Below are 16,721 nucleotides of genomic sequence, written 5' to 3'. Positions count from 1 at the left end.
CTGATCTTCGGCGCGCTGGTGGTGGGCGGCGGCATCGGCGCCTACGTGGCGAAGAAAGTCGAGATGACCAAGATGCCCGAGCTGGTCGCGGCGATGCACTCGCTGATCGGCCTGGCGGCGGTGTTCATCGCGGTGGCCGCGGTGGCCGAACCGGCCGCCTTCGGCATCACGCCGGCGGGCTCGCACGACATCCCGCTGGGCAACCGCATCGAGCTGTTCATCGGCTGCTTCGTCGGTGCCATCACCTTCTCGGGCTCGGTGATCGCCTTCGGCAAGCTGGCCGGGCGCTACAAGTTCCGCCTGTTCCAGGGCGCGCCGGTGTCCTTCCCCGGMCAGCACATGCTCAACCTGCTGCTGGCGGTGGCGATGATCGGCTTCGGSGTGATCTTCTTCCTGTCGCAGAGCTGGCTGCCCTTCGTGGTGATGCTGGCGATCGCCTTCGTGCTGGGCGTGCTGATCATCATCCCGATCGGCGGCGCCGACATGCCGGTGGTGGTGTCGATGCTGAACTCGTACTCGGGCTGGGCGGCGGCCGGCATCGGCTTCTCGCTCAACAACCCGATGCTGATCATCGCCGGCTCGCTGGTGGGATCGAGCGGTGCGATCCTCTCGTACATCATGTGCCGCGCCATGAACCGCTCGTTCTTCAACGTGCTGCTGGGCGGCTTCGGCGGCACGGCCGCGGGGGCGGCCGCCGGCGAGCAGCAGCAGCGCCCGGTCAAGTCCGGCTCGGCCGATGACGCGGCCTTCCTGATGGGCAACGCCGAGACCGTGATCATCGTGCCGGGCTACGGCCTGGCGGTGGCGCGCGCGCAGCACGCGCTCAAGGAACTGACCGAGAAGCTGGTCGAGAAGGGYGTGACGGTGAAGTACGCCATCCACCCGGTGGCGGGCCGCATGCCGGGCCACATGAACGTGCTGCTGGCCGAGGCCGAAGTGCCCTACGACCAGGTCTTCGAGATGGAAGACATCAACAGCGAGTTCGGCCAGGCCGACGTGGTGCTCGTGCTGGGCGCCAACGACGTGGTCAATCCGGCGGCCAAGACCGATCCCAACTCGCCGATCGCCGGCATGCCGATCCTGGAAGCCTACAAGGCCAAGACCATCATCGTGAACAAGCGCTCGATGGCGGCCGGCTATGCCGGTCTCGACAACGAGTTGTTCTACATGGACAAGACCATGATGGTGTTCGGCGACGCCAAGAAGGTGGTCGAGGACATGGGCAAGTCGGTCTGAAGAGCCTGAGCCCACTACAAAACAACGGAGACAAGCTGATGACTCAACCTCAATGGCAGCCGGAACCACCGCCGAACCCGTTTGGCGACCTGCACGGCAAGGTCGCGCTCGTCACGGGCGCGTTCGGCGGCCTCGGCCGGCACTTCGCCGAGACGCTCGCCCGCGCGGGCTGCCGCGTCGCGCTGGCGGGCCGGCGCGTCGGCGAAGGCGAGACCATACTGGCGGCGCTGCGCAAGCAAGGCGCCACCGGATGCGTGGTGCCACTCGACGTGCGGGACCCCGCTTCCGTCGAGTCGGCATTCGATGCGGTGAAGCGCGAGCTCGGTCCGGCCCAGATCGTGGTCAACAGCGCTGGCATCGCCACGACTTCCCCTGCCATGGACGTGACGGAGGACGCCTGGCAGAGCGTGATCGACACCAACCTGAACGGCGCGTGGCGCGTGGCACAGTGCGCCGCCCGGACGATGCGCGACGCGGGCAACGGCGGCAGCATCGTCAACATCGCCTCGATCCTCGGCCTGCGCGTGGCGCAACAGGTGCCGGCCTACACCGCCGCCAAGGCGGGGCTGATCCACCTGACGCGCTCGCTGGCCCTGGAATGGGCACGCCACGGGATCCGGGTCAACGCACTCGCCCCCGGCTACTTCGAGACGGATATCAACCGGGACTTCTTCGAGACGGAGAACGGCCAGGCGCTCATCCGGCGCATTCCGCAGCGCCGGCTCGGCCGCGCCACCCAGCTGGACGGCGCCCTGCTGCTGCTCGCCTCCAGCGCTTCGGACTACATGACCGGCACGGTCCTGCCCGTCGACGGCGGCCACGCCGTCAGTTCGCTCTGACCGCCACCGCGCCACAGGAGAATGCCTATGGAAGTCACCGCCACCCCGCCGGCGAAGGCAGCCGGCCCGTCCCCGTTCGACAGTCGTGCCCTGGCCCGGCTCCTGCTCGCCCACGGGCTGATCGACTATCCCGTGCTGTCCGTCGAGCGTCTGACGGGCGGACAATCCAACCCTAGCTACAGGATCGCCTGCGGCCCGCGGCAGTACGTCCTGCGCACCAAGCCGCCGGGCCAGTTGCTATCGTCGGCCCACGCAATCGACCGCGAGTACCGGGTAATGCAGGCGCTTCGGGACAGCGAGGTCCCCGTGCCGCGCACATTCCTCTACAGCGAGGACACCGCCATTGTTGGCAGCCCGTTCTACGTCATGGAGTTCCTGCAGGGCAGGATCCTGTTCGACCAGTCGCTGCCGGGACTCTCGCGGCAGCAGCGCTCGGCAATGTATCGCGAGATGGGCCGCGTCATCGCCGCGTTGCACCGCGTGGACCTCGACGCCGCAGGCCTGACCGACTTTGGCAAGCACGGCGGCTATATCGCCCGGCAGGTCCGGCGCTGGGCGAGCCAGTGCCGGGAGGCCGGCATGGACGACAACCCCGCTCTCGCCGCGCTTGCGGACTGGCTGCCGCAGCACCTGCCGGACAGCGACCGTACCTGCCTTGTCCACGGCGACTACCGCATGGACAACCTCGTGTTCCACCCCACCGAAGCGCGCGTGATCGGCGTGCTCGACTGGGAGCTGGCGACCTTGGGCGACCCGCTGGCCGACCTCGCCTACCACTGCATGAGCTGGCATATCCCGGCCGACCTGTGGCGTGGCATCGGCGGCCTCGACCTGCAGGCGCTCGGCATCCCCGACGAGGCAAGCTATCTCCGTTGGTACGGGAGCACCAACGGCACGCAGTCGATCGAGCACTGGGACTTTTATCTCGCCTACAACCTGTTCCGCCTCTCCGCGATCATGAACGGCATCGCCCGGCGCGCGAGGAGTGGCAATGCGACCAGCGCCGACGCCGTGGAAACAAGTCGCAAAGCGATCCCGCTGGCCGAACTTGGCTGGAAATACGCGATGCAATACGCGAATGCAGCATGACGGCAAGCAAGAAGTAACAAACAAGACCCCAGGGAAAATCAAAAGAGCCACGACATGAACATCAAGACGACCGCCCTCTTCTCACTGCTTGCCTGTTCAGGAACGACCTTTGCGCAGTCCGTCACGCTCTATGGCGTGGTGGACGCAAACGTGGAGTATGTGAACCACGCCGGCGCAGTGCCCGTTGCCACCAACGGCTTCAACCGCGGCCCGGCCAACGACGTCTACCGCCTGAACTCGGGTGGCCTGTCCGGCTCGCGCTGGGGCATGCGCGGCACCGAGGACCTCGGCGGCGGCCTCAAGTCGGTGTTCGTGCTCGAGAGTGGCTTCGGCCTCGACACCGGCGCTTCCCAGCAGAGCGGCCGGATCTTCGGGCGCCAGGCGTACGTCGGCGTGCAGAGTCCCATCGGCCAGTTCAGCTTCGGGCGCCAGTACACGTCGATGTTCGAGACGGTCGCCAACTATGAGCCCACCGCGTTCGCCACGCAGTACGAGCCCGTCGTACTGCAGACCGGCGCCAACTTCCGCGAGGACAACACGCTCAAGTACAACGGCCAGTTCGGTCCGGTCACGGCTATCGCCCACTGGTCGTTCGGCGTTGGCCTGGCCCTGCCGCAGACGGTAGGCGTGGCCACCGCAATCGGCGGCAACGGCGAGGTTCCCGGCCAGTTCCGGCGCGATACGGCTTACGGCGCGGGCGTCTCCTATTCCGCGGGCCCGATCGGGCTGATGGCGGCCTACGACCAGTGGAATCCGACCATCGGCACCGGCAGCGGCACGCTGAAAAAAGCCGCGGTGGGTGCGAGCTACGCGTTCGGAACGGCCAAGATCATGGGGGGATACCGCTGGGGCCAGAACAAGAATGCCGCGGATGTGGTGATCCAGCGGGACGATTTCTACTGGATCGGCGGCACCTACCAGGTCACGCCCGCCGTGGGTCTCACGCTCGAATACGACTACGACAACGTAAAAAGCCTGTTCGGCAACACGGGCGTGCCGAACCCCTGGCAGATCGCGCTGGTGGCCAACTACGCATTCTCCAAGCGCACCGACGCCTACCTGACCACGGCCTATGCGAAGAACGCCGGCCTGATGATGGAATCGCTGGCCACGGTGTATGCCAACAGCCTCTCGCTCGGCAACAGCTACACGCTGGGCAACGGCCAGAGCAATATGCTCGGCGTCGCGATCGGGCTTCGTCACAAGTTCTGACGGGTTTTGACTTGGCGCGCGGCGGTACGGCATGCGGTGGATTGGCCACCGCTCCATCTATCCAGGCTGCGATATCCGCTTCAGATCGGCCATGAAACGTCGCCAGAGCAGCACGCTGCTCGCGCCGAAAGCGATGCACAAGCCGAACCAAACGCCCGCGCCGCCCCATCCGAGCCAATCGCTGCAAAATAGTATCGCTGGAATGCCGATCAACCAATAGGAAATCAGGCTATTGCTCAGTCCGGCTTTCGTATTTCCAAGGCCACGCAAGAGGCCAATGCTGATATTCTGCGAAGCCGTAAAGAACTGATTGAAAACGGCGAACCAGAGCAGCGTGGTTGCTGTGGATAATATGGCAGGATCTGCGTGAGCGCCGAGAAATGGCCACAATACAATATGGGGAAAGAACAGGTAAACGAGCCCGATCGCCGTCATCGGAATAAAGCAGATTGTCATGGCGCCTCGTGCAATGACTCCGATCTCCCCATATTCCTGTTTCCCGATGGCACGGCTGACCATAATGGACGACCCGTGAGAGAGGCCGACATTGATTTGATAGACGATCTTGGCAAGCTGGTTGATGACATTGGAGGCAGCAAGCACAACAGGCCCGAAATTTCCTATCAAGATCGACGCCACGGAAGTAATTGACGCCTCGAGACCATAGGTCAGGGAGATCGGCGTTCCCATCTTCGCCATCTTGAGAACGGTCGCAGGTCGTGCTTTCCAGAAGGCGAGCGACAGAAAATCCTTCAGCTTCTCGTCCCGTTGAACGGCGCGAAGATAGACAAGGAAAGTCCATACCTGCACAAACGTCGTCGAAAGCCCGACGCCCGTCAGTCCGAGTCTGGGCAGGCCTAGCCACCCATAGATGAACATCGCGTTCAATAGCACGTTGACGGCGATGGAGACCACGGTGACCCACAAAAGCGAGCCGGGGCGGCGCATACCGACGGCGAATTGCCGCAAGACATTGAGCCAGACCATGGGTAAGAGCCCCGGCGCAAGCGTGATCATCACCGGCCTTGCCAGGGCGACGACGGTGTCATCCTGGCCGAGAAAGGTGAGGCAATAACCCAGACCGGCAAGCAAGCCGCCACCGATAAGAGCGACGACCGTGGCGAGAAACAACGCAGAGCGGACAAGGCCGCGGATCTCCTCCCGGGCAGCAGCATCGACCATTATGCTTTCCGTGCGTTTTTCGGCCCGTCCGATAGAAGCGGCAATGAGATTTCCCAAGCCTGTCACCATGCCGACGCACATGGTGCGGAACTGATTGTAAAGTAGCGTGGCAAGACCACCGGCCGCCAGCGCCTCCATGCCGATCAAGCCCATCATCATCAGATCGGTGCTCGTCAATACGATCTGCGCAAACTGAATTCCCGCAATCGGCGCGGAAAGCATGATCATGTCGCGGTAGTGACGTGGGATGGAAATCATCACAGATCTCTGGGTGCGAGTAGTTTATTGTGAAAAGAAAATTAATAAAATAATGCCGTCCCCGCCATCACCCACGCCGTGACTTTGGTGTCGATTCAATATTTTCTTGAGCGCATCGTACTTACCGAGCGGATTTTCACTTTCGATTGTGCTATATTTTTTTGCGACACTCAAACGAGTAATTTTAGGGGAGCTTGAGGAAACCTCATGCAGAACAGGCATCGCGTCTCTCTCAACGCCGTTCGGGTGTTTGCGATCGTGGCACGCACCGGGAGCCTGACGGCCGCCGGCGCTGAACTCGGCGTTACCGCCGGCGCGGTAAGCCACCAGCTCAAGAAGCTTGAAGACGAGCTTGGCGTGACCTTCTTCCACCGGGGAAATAACACCGTTTCCCTTACCGACGTGGGACAGCGGTTCTATCAGGAGGTCGCGCCGGCGATCGGGCTCATCGAGCATTCGGCCGATGCCCTGTATCGCGACGAAACCGAAATCAGCGTTCAGGCGTCAACGTCGCTTGCAGTGCGTTGGCTCATCCCGTCACTGGATCGCTTTCACGCGCTCTGCCCCGAGGCCCGCGTTCGGGTGGAAACTGGTTCCGCGCGAGGTTTGCTCGCCGTCCCGGTCTCTGATGTCAGCATCCGTTATTTCCGGGCAGGGGAAGCAGCCGAAGGATGGGAACTCCTTGCTCGCGACCTGAGCCGCCCGGTTGTTTCGCCGAGCCTGCTGGCAAGAGACACCAATCGCCGGGAGATCACCGTTTCGGACGTGCCGGCTCTTCAGCGCGCAGCCGGCAATTGGGACTGGAAGCTCTGGTGCGAAACCTTCGATATTTCGCTGGCAGAGCTTTCCTTCGCCCATGAATTCGACACCGACGATGCGGCTCTTCATGCTTGTGTTGCCGGTCTTGGGATGGTGCTCGCGCCGCCGATCCTCACGGCCAGGGAAACACAAGCCGGCGCGTTGGTGGTCCTGCCCGGATACGAGCCGGTTGAGATCGGAACATATCGTTACCAGCGCCGCTCGGAATCGCGCGTGGTCCGGCAATTCTGCAGCTGGATGGATACCGAAATGCGGAACCTCGAATGAACGGCTTTCTGTCGCGGATGCATTCACCAGCTTCGCGGTCGACAGCGGTTTCATTCCGGAAGTGAGTGGAAAGAGAACCGGCTTCCTTTTCAATACCAGAGGCGGCCCAAGGTAAATTCCCTTCCGGCTTCGGCAGCACCCTCTCCGAGATGCGATCGATTCAGTGCTTTCGGGTTTCCCCTTAATTCTGGGCGCGGATCGCGGTGAGACAATCCAGCCGGATCGCACGAATCAAGCGTCGTGACGGCGCAATGATCGCAGGCCAACCAAAGGGAGATAAATATGCATCGCCTTGCCGCTCTTTCCGCAGTCCCGGTCGCCTTTGCTTGCGGCTACCTTGCGGCCCACATGGGGCTGCCGCCCGCCCACGCGCAGACCCCGCCCGCCGCGTTGGCGCCGCAGATCATCAACCTGGCGGCCTTGACCAATGAAGACCTCGGGCCACAGGTTCCCAATATGGGCACGCTGCGCACGAGAGGGCTGGTGACGACGCCGCAAGGGACCGTTGCTGTGCAATCGGGCAACGTTCCAAAGCACTACCACACCAGCGCCGACGAGATCCAGTATGTCATCGCAGGAAAGGGAACATTCTGGCTGGGCAATGAACAGCGCGAAGTCGGCCCCGGCGACCTGATCGTCATTCCGAAGAGCGTCGCGCACGCGGGTTCGGTCGCAACCAGCGGCGATTTCAAGGCACTGGCAGTCAAGTTGCCACCGCAGGCCGCCGGCGATACCCACCTGCTGCCCTGAAACCCCGGCGCCCTGAGGGCAGTCGTAGCGAAGCGTGCCGCGCAGGAAGATGCGGCATCCATGACATGGCAGCACACCGAAGTCACGGTTGCCGCCATGCGGCTGCCGGGTTTCGTCGGCCACATCGACCGCTTCTCCTGGCAGTCATACGCCGACTGGTTCAGGTCTGGACGGTTTGCTGCGTCAAGAACGACAGCACGCGGCTCGCAACGGCCTCAGCCTGCTCTCATCGTCTTCACGCCGGAAAGTCTGTGGATTCCGACAGCGACTTCCACGCCTGCGTTTCCGTCGTCACGTACGCGTTCTTCTCGGCGATCGCCTTTAGCGTGTCGGTGCCAAGCGGCAGGCGCAACGGCGGCGTTTGCGCATCGACCAGCGTGACGAGCGCCGTTGCCAGCTTCTCCGGATCGCCCGGCTGCTTGTGATTTATGACGACTGCGAGGTCGCGCAGCTTGCCCGAGGTCTCAGCGTAGTCGTCGATGATTTCCTTGCCGACGAGGAGAGACGACGTATCCAGAAAGTCGGTGCGGAAGAAGCCCGGCTCGACGAGGGTCGCATGGATGCCAAGCGGCTTCAGTTCTGCGTGCAATGCTTCCGTGATGCCTTCGACGGCAAACTTCGTCGAGCTGTACACGCCGACCCCGGCCGCCGCTTGATAGCCGACAATGGACGAAATATTGATAACGTGACCCGAGCGCTGCTTGCGCATCACTGGTAGCACGGCGCGCGTCACGCTTAGCAGACCGAAGACGTTGGTTTCATAGATCCGGCGCACGTCGGCGTCGCTCGATTCTTCGACGGCGGCGAGCAGCCCGAAACCAGCGTTGTTGATCAGCACATCGATGCGGCCGAACCTCTCGACGGCGGCCTCGACAGCCGCCTTGACCTGCGCGCCGTCCGTCACGTCCAGTGCGACAGGGAACAATGCGGACGACTCGCCGAGACGCTCGGCAATTGCGGCGGCGTTGCGGCCCGTGGCGACGACGGCGTTGCCATCGGCAAGGGCTGCCTTGGCCATCAGCGCGCCCAGGCCGCGTGAAGCGCCCGTGATAAACCAGACGCGCTTGAACTGTTGCTTGGTGAGGTTGCTCATGATCTTGCTCCTGCATTGGTGGTGAAAGCGTCGATGGCCAAGCGTTATCCGCATCGAGATAGCGGAATGACGCTGCCTGACGGTGGGTCAAACCCGGATGAAATTGGTGGGTCGGTATTCGGTCGAGATCCAGCACTGCGGGCTTATCGGATTGGCATCTGACGTAACTCGCTGAACTTCCTCATCGGCTTAAGCACTTCCCTGCCCGCCGCGACCCTCAGAAATCCTGCACGGTGGGGCGGATCACGATCTCGTTGACGTCGACCGAATCTGGCTGCTCGACCGCATAGGCGATGGCCTGTGCGATGGCATCGGCCGGGATGGCCATCTTGTAGAAATCGACGACGAAGTTGCGGCTGTCCTCATGCCCGGAGCCGAACTTCAGTTCGGTGTCGACCGCCCCCGGCGAGATCACCGTGGTGCGGATGTGGCCGCCGACCTCGTGGCGCAAGCCTTCGGAAATGGCGCGCACCGCGAACTTCGTGCCCGAGTACACCGTCCCTCCGGGACTGAAGACTTTCAGGCCCACGACCGACGCGATGTTGACGAAGTGACCCGATTGCTGCCTTTCGAAGACTGGCAACGCCGCTGCGATACCGTAGAGAAGACCCTTGATGTTGATGTCGATCATGCGATCCCATTCGTCTGTCTTGCGCAGCGACAGGGGCGCGATGGCCATCAGGCCGGCGTTGTTGACCATCACATCCAGGCGGCCGTGTTGCGATACGACGTCGCCAATCAAGCGATTGACCTGCGCCTGGTCAGTGACGTCGACCTGGTGAACGGATGCCTTGCCGCCCTTTGCCCGGATTTCGGCGGCGATGCGCTGAAGACTGCCGAGCCGGCGAGCGGCCAAGGCGACCGTGGCGCCTTTCGTGGCAAGGAGCTTGGCGGTGGCTTCTCCGATTCCGCTGGAAGCACCGGTAATGATGACGACGTTGTTAGCCATGGTATCTCTCCGAAAGGCGCTGGATTGCGTGGAGAGAAGTCTGGCCGAGGAATCTATTTTTGATTAGACTGGAATATGTGGAATCTCTTTTCCATCCATGCAAAAGTCCCACATGTCCACATGACCGAACTGGCCGACCTGAATGACATCGCCGTCTTCGTCCGAGTGGCGCAATTCGAGAGCTTCAGTCGCGCTGCACTAGCCCTTGGCATGCCCGTTTCCACCGTCAGCCGCAAGGTGACGGCGCTCGAGGAACGCCTTGGCGTGACGCTGCTGCAACGCACGACCCGCAAGCTCAGCCTGACCGCGCAGGGACGAGCCTATTTCGATCAGTGCAGCGAGCCGCTGAGCCATCTGTACGACGCGGAGCGCGTGATCACCGAGACGCAAAAAAAGCCGGAGGGCCTGCTGCGCATCTCCGGTCCCGTGATGCTGGAACAGGAGCCGTTCTACGCATTTCTGTCGTCGTTTCTAAGGAACTATCCGCGCATCCAGGTGGATCTTTACTTCACCAACGTTTTCGTGGACCTGATCGCCGAAAACGTCGACGTCGCGATCCGCTTCGGTGACTTGCGGGACTCGAGCCTTGTCGCGCAACGCGTGGGAAGAAGTATCAGGCACCTGGTCGCCTCCCCCGAATACGCACGGAATCACCATCTCCCGGCCCGGCCCGCAGACATCAGCCAACATCCCTGCGTGCTGATCAACGCCCGGAACAACGAGACGGAATGGCATTTGGTCAGCGGACGAAAGTCAGTCAACGTTCGCGTAACGGGCCCCGTCGCCGCGCGCGACTTTCACATCGTCAGCGCCTTTGCGCTCCGCGGTCACGGCATCGCACTCCTTCCTTCCGGCTATTCCGATGCGCATATCGCCCGCGGGGAGCTCGTTCGCATCTTGCCGGAATGGTCGTCACCGGAAATATTCGTTCATGCCGTCTATCCGACTCGCCGCTTCACGYCGTCAAAGCTGAAAGCGTTTCTCGATGCGCTGAAAGCGTGGGAAGGCCCCCTTTGGCTTCCATTGCGATGAAGCGTTCTACGACTTTACGTCGCGAACGCTTGGTCGTCCCCCGACCGCGGTGGGCGCGAGCGATGTCGCCGGGGCGCTTCATGCGCGCGGAACACTATCTCGCGGCCGTGTCGGACACGCGCGAAGAACACCCGCGGATCTGACAGGCGCTGCGACGCCCGGAGTGTCACAGTAGCGACACTTCTCGCATGGACAGGGCGCAGGTGCCAGGCAAATTTGGCACCGAAATGGTGCATACCGGTCAGCTCAGCAGCGCGGATCGTGTGGTTAGCCCCTCCGCGTCCAACTCGCCCCTGTCAACTCGTCTCCGGCGAGCTCCATCCTTGTAAGTTCTTCATCCTCCCTTCGAAAAGATTCACTTCTGCTCGCGAGGCCCATCGTTCAGGATCTCTTGAGAAATGCTACGCCGCCGGAAGGCACAGTTCGCGTCGACAGATGCGAGGACCTTGGCTGTCTTTATTCACCGTGTCCTTTTCGGGGAGGTTCGGAGATGCTCGCCAAGATCGTCGCGATGTATCGCTACTTCATGTCCGTGGTGCCCTTCCGGCTGACGCCGGCCATCATCACCACGGCCGTACTTGTCACGTTGCTGCTGATGCCCGCGCCGGCTGGCTTGAACGCGGACGCCTGGGATCTGGTGGCCATTTTCCTGACCACGATCGTCGCAATCATTCTCAAGGTSATGCCGATCGGYGTGATGGCRATGATGGCMATCGTGATCGTGTCACTGGCGCAAGTGACCTCGAACTCGTCCAAAGGCGCCATCGCCGATGCGCTGAGCAGTTTCTCGAATCCGCTGATCTGGCTGATCGTCGTGGCCATCCTGATCTCGCGCGGGCTGAAGAAAACGGGGTTGGGCAATCGCGTCGGCCTGATGTTCATCGCGCTATTGGGCAAGCGCACCGTCGGCATCGGCTACGGGCTTGCGATCTGCGAGCTGGTCCTGGCGCCATTTACGCCCAGCAACACCGCGCGCGGTGGCGGCATTGTCCATCCGATCATGCGGTCGATCGCCGGCGCTTTCGACTCTGATCCGACCAAGGGGACTGAGGGCAAGGTCGGCACCTACCTGGCGCTGGTCAACTACCATGCCAACCCGATCACGTCGGCCATGTTCGTGACCGCCACCGCGCCGAACCCCTTGGTCGTCGACTACGTGGCCAAGGCCAGTGGCCAGTCGCTGCACCTGACCTGGACCACCTGGGCGCTGTGCATGCTGCTGCCCGGCCTGCTCTGCCTGTTGCTGATGCCGCTTGTCGTTTTCGTGCTCTGCCCGCCCGAACTGAAGGCGACGCCCAACGCCATCGATTACGCCAGGGGCGAGCTTGCCCGCATGGGCCCGTTAAGTGGAAAGGAGCGGGTCATGATGGGCGTGTTCGCCATGATGCTGGTCCTGTGGGCCAACGTGCCGGCGATGATCATGGGCCCGGCTTTCACCCTCGATCCGACCGTGGTCGCATTTCTCGGCCTCTTCGCCTTGATCATCACCGGCACGATCGACTGGGATGATGTGTTATCGGAGAAGAGCGCCTGGGACACCTTGATCTGGTTCGGCGCCCTGGTAATGCTCGCGGAACAGCTCAACAAGCTTGGCGTGATCGCATGGTTCTCGGCCGATATGCGCGATGCCATCGCCGCCAGTGGAATGGGCTGGCTCTCGATTGCCGCCGTGCTGGTGCTGGCGTTCGTCTTTTCCCACTACCTGTTCGCGAGTACCACGGCGCATATCAGCGCGATGATGCTGGCCTTTCTCACCGTGGGCGCTCACCTGATCCCGCCACCCTATGTCCCGCCTTTCATGCTGATGATGGCGGCCGGCTCCGCGATCATGATGACGCTGACCCACTACGCCACCGGCACATCGCCAATCATCTTCGGCAGCGGCTATGTGACGATGGGACAGTGGTGGCGGGTCGGCGCGGTGATGTGCGTGCTGGAACTGACCATCTTCGCCGTGGTAGGGGGTACCTGGTGGAAGATTCTGGGATTCTGGTGAGCCGGGCAAGGGCCGGTTCACGCATGAAAGCACAAGGCGGATTTGCTGGTGAGCCAATTGCAACGCCGGGGATTGCCCTCCTGCGAAGAGGTGGCAGTCCGGTACGCAGGCTGGTGCGAAGGAAATACGCGTGCGTCGCATCGGACGGAACGGACCCATAGCGATTCCCCCGCTAGCATAACCGCCTGTGTGCTATGGTTTATATGACCTTTTCGGCAAGTGCGCCAGTGTGGCGCGAGCGCCGCCAGACGACAGGGTGCAAGAAGATGGTACGCCTCACCATCGAAGGCCATCAGATCGACGCCCCACCCGACTGCTCTATCCTGCAAGCGTTTCTCCACGCCGGGGAGACCCTCGTGGAAGGCGTCGGCTGCATGGGTCAGGGCGTGTGCGGGTCCTGCCGTGTGCTGGTGCGGCGCAGCGGCGAGCCGGAGGTGAACACGGCGCTCGCCTGCGAGACCCTGATCGAGGAAGGCATGCAGGTGGCCTCGCTCGACTATTTCACTGCCCCGGCACGCCACGTCTATCGCATGGAGGATCTGGACGATAGCTGGCAGGTCCTGCACGTCATCGAGCAAACATTCCCGGAAGCCTCCCATTGCCGTCACTGCAGCGGTTGCGATCGCGCATGCCCGAAGGGACTCGACGTGCAGCGCGGGGTAAACCTCGCCGTGGAGGGAAAGCTGGCGGAGTCTGGCCGCGTCTTCGACGAATGCGTCATGTGCAATCTCTGCACGCTGGCCTGTCCCGAGCTGATCCGGCCCAACCACCTCGGCCTGTTCGTGCGGCGGATGACCGCGTCGCTGTCGCTACGGCCGGCGAATCTGATGCGCCGGCTGCAACAGATCGAGAACGGCGAGATGAAGATCGATTTCGATGCGCCGGGCGCGCGCCCGCCAGGCTGACGGGACAACAGATCATGCCTGCCGGCATCCCTTATGACGACGCCCGCCAGCGCTACCGGCCAGGCATGACGCCGGCGGTACGCAGCGATGACTCGTCCGTCGATGCACTCCTGAAAGGCTTTCACCCGGACCATGGCCCGAATGCGCGCGTGTCCTTGGTCGTCGGGGTGAACCGAGGTGATCCGTGCCAGCCCGATCTCGCGCGTCAGTTGCAAGCCAACGCGCTGATCGACGACGTGGATATTGCAGGTGCCCAGCTCACGACCACCGACGTGCTGGTGATCGGTGGTGGCGGTGGCGGATGTGCGGCCGCGCTCACCGCTGCGAAGCAGGGCGCGCGGGTCATCCTGGCCACCAAGCTGCGTCTCGGCGACAGCAATACCGTGATGGCCGAAGGCGGCATCCAGGCTGCCATCGGCGAGGACGACAGCCCGCAGTTGCACTTCGAGGACACCCTGCGCGCCGGCCATTTCCAGGGCGATCCCGAGCTAGTCGCGCAGATGGTAATGGATGGGCCCGATGTGATTCGCTGGCTGATCCGGCTCGGCATGATGTTCGACCAGGAGGAGGATCGGCTCCCCGGCGGCAACCTCATGCGGAAGAGGCCGGGGGGAGCTTCGGCCGCCCGCATTCTTTCCTACCGGGACTATACCGGGCTCGAGATGATGCGGGTACTGCGCGAGGCGGTGGACCTGGACGCCGCCATCGACGTGTGGAACCGATGCCCGGTGGTCGAACTGCTGACCGACGAGCGGGGAAACTGCGCCGGCGCGGTGATCTACAACCTCGAATGGCGCACCTTCGTCCTGGTGCGTGCCCATGCCGTGATCCTCGCCACCGGGGGCGCGGGACGCCTGCACCTGAATGCCTTCCCGACCTCGAATCACTACGGCGCCACCGCCGACGGCCTCGTGCTCGCGTACCGGATCGGCGCCCGGCTGCGCGAACTCGATTCGTTCCAGTACCATCCCACCGGCATCGCATACCCGCCGCATCTCGCTGGCGGACTCATCTCGGAGGCAGCACGTTCCGCCGGGGCGAAGCTGATCAATGGGGAAGGCGAGCGCTTCGTGGACGAACTCAAGCCGCGCGACGTCGTCGCGTCGGCGATCCTGCGCGAGTGCGCGGAGGGACGCGGCATCACGCGTGGTGGGCAGGTGGGGGTCTTTCTCGATACGCCGACGCTCGAAATGGAGAATCCCGGCATCCTGGCCAAGCGCCTGGTCACGCTGAGCCATCTTGCGCGCAAGTGCGGCCAGGACCCGGCGCGGGACCCCTTCCTCGTCTATCCGACGCTCCACTACCAGAACGGCGGCGTTGCGATCGACAAGGATGGCGCCACGGGCGTCGGCGGGCTGTATTGCGTTGGCGAGGTGACGGGCGGCATTCACGGCCGCAACCGGCTGATGGGAAACGCGCTGCTCGACATCCTGAGCATGGGGCGGCGCGCAGGCGCCAGTGCCGCCGGACCGCGGCGCGGGGTCATGGCCAGTCGTGCAGGAATCGGCCACGTACATGCTTGGCAGCGGGAACTGACGCTCGCCGGGCTACCCCTTCATGTCAAGGCGCCGATGCTGTTCCCTGGCTACGCGCATTTCGACTTGCGCGTCGATGCCGGACTACATTCCGGCGCCCGGGGCCGGGTGGTCAGCGGTGTCCGGTGAGCGTTACTCGGAGCGAGCGATGACACACCTGAACCAGGTTCTCCTAAAGGAAGACATCCAGCTTGGCGCCGACCTGCTCGCATGGCTTGCCACGGGCGGCGGAGAGGGGCTCGCGAAAGCCCTGCGCGAGCCGGCGACAATCATCGCCGAGATCGAGCGGGCCGATCTGCGCGGCATGGGCGGCGCCGGCTTCGCGACGCATCGCAAATGGGCGCCAGTCGCCGCTGCGCCTGACGGCGACAAGTACATCATCTGCAACGGTAACGAAGACGAGCCGGGCACGTTCAAGGACCGCTTTCTTCTGCAGCACACGCCACACCAGGTCATCGAGGGCGCGCTCATTGCCGCCGCGGCCACCCGTGCCAACCACGTCGTCCTGTACGTCAATCCGCACCAGCCAGAATCCCTCGCGGCGACACGCACAGCGGTCGGGCAATGGCTGGAGCATCCGCTGTTCGCCGAGCTCGAGCGGCTGGTGGGCAAGCAAGTCACCCTGGGGATCGTGCCCAGTTCGGGGCTGTACATCGGGGGCGAGGAGACCGCGGTGATAGCCAGCGTCGAGGGCGGGTTCCCCTTCCCGCGCCGCAAGCCGCCATTCCCGGCCGAGCACGGCGTGCGTGGCGCGCCAACCATCGTCAACAACACGGAGACCCTGGCCCACGTCCCCGGGATTCTGCGCCACGGCGCGCAATGGTATCGGGACCTCGGCATCGGGAATGCCACGGGAACAAAGCTCCATTCGCTTTCCGGGGACGTGCTGCGCCCCGGCCTGTACGAGTTGCCAATGGGCACGCGTCTCGAGTCGCTGGTATTCGAGCATGGCGGCGGCATGTTGCAGGGCAAGGAGTTCAAGGCGGTCTTTACCGGTGGCCCCTCCAATACCCTGCTGACGAAACGCGATCTCGATGTCGCGCTGGATTTCGATTCGGTGAGGCTGCGGCGCTCACGGCTGGGTACCGGCGCAATGATCGTCGTATCGGAAGGCACCAGCATCGTGCGCAAGGTTGCCGAGTACGTGAGCTTCTTCGCTCAGGGCTCGTGCGGCCAGTGTCCTCCATGCAAGGGTGGAACCTTCCAGTTGATGCGGCTGCTCAACCGGATCGACACCGGCCGGGGCGTGCGTGCCGACCTGGAGGCGCTGGAGAACCTGTGCAATATCCTGCCCGGCAGCGGACGCTGTGGCCTGATCGACGGTGCCGTGACGGTAGTGGAGAGTTCGCTTCAGCAATTCCGGGAGGAATACGAGGCGCCTCTGGCGGCATAGGCGCGCAAGGCTCCATTGGATCTGGCCAGCGGGACCGGCAGTCGTCACGGAACGGCACAGGTCACCGTTCGATCTGCGGCAGACCAGATGCATTGCCATCAACTGCACAAGGCATTGTCTGGCGGCGCTGGCAAGCATCCATGGGGCAGGCGACTGACGCGGGCGT

At 63.3% G+C, this 16,721-nt stretch carries 14 protein-coding genes and 1 pseudogene; 12 read left to right on the top strand and 3 right to left on the bottom strand.

All coding sequences use genetic code 11. The features are described from left to right. The 4 genes from AC1DO7_RS25485 to AC1DO7_RS25470 form a co-directional block, all read left to right on the top strand. The coding region (locus AC1DO7_RS25485) for an NAD(P)(+) transhydrogenase (Re/Si-specific) subunit beta (protein ID WP_477116697.1) at positions 1 to 1,236 on the top strand (1,236 nt) is incomplete at its 5' end. Between the two features lie 38 nt (positions 1,237 to 1,274). Next, complete coding sequence (locus tag AC1DO7_RS25480; protein ID WP_441614064.1) at positions 1,275 to 2,075, top strand: SDR family NAD(P)-dependent oxidoreductase; 801 nt, start codon at positions 1,275 to 1,277, stop codon at positions 2,073 to 2,075. A 27-nt stretch (positions 2,076 to 2,102) separates the two neighbouring features. After that, a complete protein-coding gene (locus AC1DO7_RS25475) occupies positions 2,103 to 3,164 on the top strand; it encodes a phosphotransferase family protein (protein ID WP_441643213.1) in 1,062 nt (353 codons plus the stop codon). Between the two features lie 54 nt (positions 3,165 to 3,218). Continuing rightward, positions 3,219 to 4,376: a porin gene (locus AC1DO7_RS25470; RefSeq protein WP_441614062.1), complete on the top strand. Its 1,158-nt coding sequence runs from the start codon at positions 3,219 to 3,221 to the stop codon at positions 4,374 to 4,376. Between the two features lie 57 nt (positions 4,377 to 4,433). On the opposite strand, the gene AC1DO7_RS25465 is transcribed toward AC1DO7_RS25470, so the two are convergent. Beyond that, a complete protein-coding gene (locus tag AC1DO7_RS25465) occupies positions 4,434 to 5,816 on the bottom strand; it encodes an MATE family efflux transporter (RefSeq protein WP_441614061.1) in 1,383 nt (460 codons plus the stop codon). Between the two features lie 207 nt (positions 5,817 to 6,023). On the opposite strand from AC1DO7_RS25465, the gene AC1DO7_RS25460 reads away from it, so the two are divergent. Continuing rightward, positions 6,024 to 6,902, top strand: a complete 879-nt coding sequence (locus AC1DO7_RS25460) for a LysR family transcriptional regulator (protein ID WP_441614060.1) — start codon at positions 6,024 to 6,026, stop codon at positions 6,900 to 6,902. Positions 6,903 to 7,184: 282 nt separating this feature from the next. Further along, positions 7,185 to 7,652 carry a cupin domain-containing protein gene (locus tag AC1DO7_RS25455; protein ID WP_477116696.1) on the top strand — a complete coding sequence of 156 codons (468 nt, stop codon included), beginning with the start codon at positions 7,185 to 7,187 and terminating at the stop codon, positions 7,650 to 7,652. Positions 7,653 to 7,887: 235 nt separating this feature from the next. Here AC1DO7_RS25455 and AC1DO7_RS25450 read toward each other — a convergent pair whose 3' ends face one another. Next, a complete protein-coding gene (locus AC1DO7_RS25450; RefSeq protein ID WP_441614058.1) occupies positions 7,888 to 8,745 on the bottom strand; it encodes an oxidoreductase in 858 nt (285 codons plus the stop codon). A gap of 217 nt (positions 8,746 to 8,962) precedes the next feature. Beyond that, a complete protein-coding gene (locus AC1DO7_RS25445; RefSeq protein ID WP_441614057.1) occupies positions 8,963 to 9,694 on the bottom strand; it encodes an SDR family oxidoreductase in 732 nt (243 codons plus the stop codon). A gap of 120 nt (positions 9,695 to 9,814) precedes the next feature. Between AC1DO7_RS25445 and AC1DO7_RS25440 the strand changes: the two genes are divergently transcribed. The 6 genes and pseudogenes from AC1DO7_RS25440 (at position 9,815) to AC1DO7_RS25415 (ending at position 16,555) form a co-directional block, all read left to right on the top strand. Further along, positions 9,815 to 10,726, top strand: a complete 912-nt coding sequence (locus tag AC1DO7_RS25440; protein WP_477116695.1) for a LysR family transcriptional regulator — start codon at positions 9,815 to 9,817, stop codon at positions 10,724 to 10,726. Positions 10,727 to 11,216: 490 nt separating this feature from the next. Next, on the top strand, positions 11,217 to 12,722 hold the full coding sequence (locus tag AC1DO7_RS25435) for a DASS family sodium-coupled anion symporter (RefSeq protein ID WP_441614055.1): 1,506 nt from the start codon (positions 11,217 to 11,219) through the stop codon (positions 12,720 to 12,722). Between the two features lie 94 nt (positions 12,723 to 12,816). Continuing rightward, a pseudogene (locus AC1DO7_RS25430) lies at positions 12,817 to 12,903 on the top strand (hypothetical protein); the annotation flags it as partial. Positions 12,904 to 12,988: 85 nt separating this feature from the next. Next, positions 12,989 to 13,627, top strand: coding sequence for a 2Fe-2S iron-sulfur cluster-binding protein (locus AC1DO7_RS25425; RefSeq protein WP_441614054.1), 639 nt, complete (start codon positions 12,989 to 12,991; stop codon positions 13,625 to 13,627). Between the two features lie 14 nt (positions 13,628 to 13,641). After that, on the top strand, positions 13,642 to 15,291 hold the full coding sequence (locus AC1DO7_RS25420; RefSeq protein ID WP_441614053.1) for an FAD-binding protein: 1,650 nt from the start codon (positions 13,642 to 13,644) through the stop codon (positions 15,289 to 15,291). A gap of 19 nt (positions 15,292 to 15,310) precedes the next feature. Next, entirely contained in the window at positions 15,311 to 16,555 is a 1,245-nt protein-coding gene (locus AC1DO7_RS25415; protein WP_441614052.1) for a complex I 51 kDa subunit family protein, read from the top strand. Positions 16,556 to 16,721: the final 166 nt, after the last annotated feature.

The sequence above is a fragment of the Cupriavidus sp. 05N40 genome (assembly GCF_056397305.1).
This window is presented reverse-complemented; position numbering and strand designations above follow the sequence as displayed.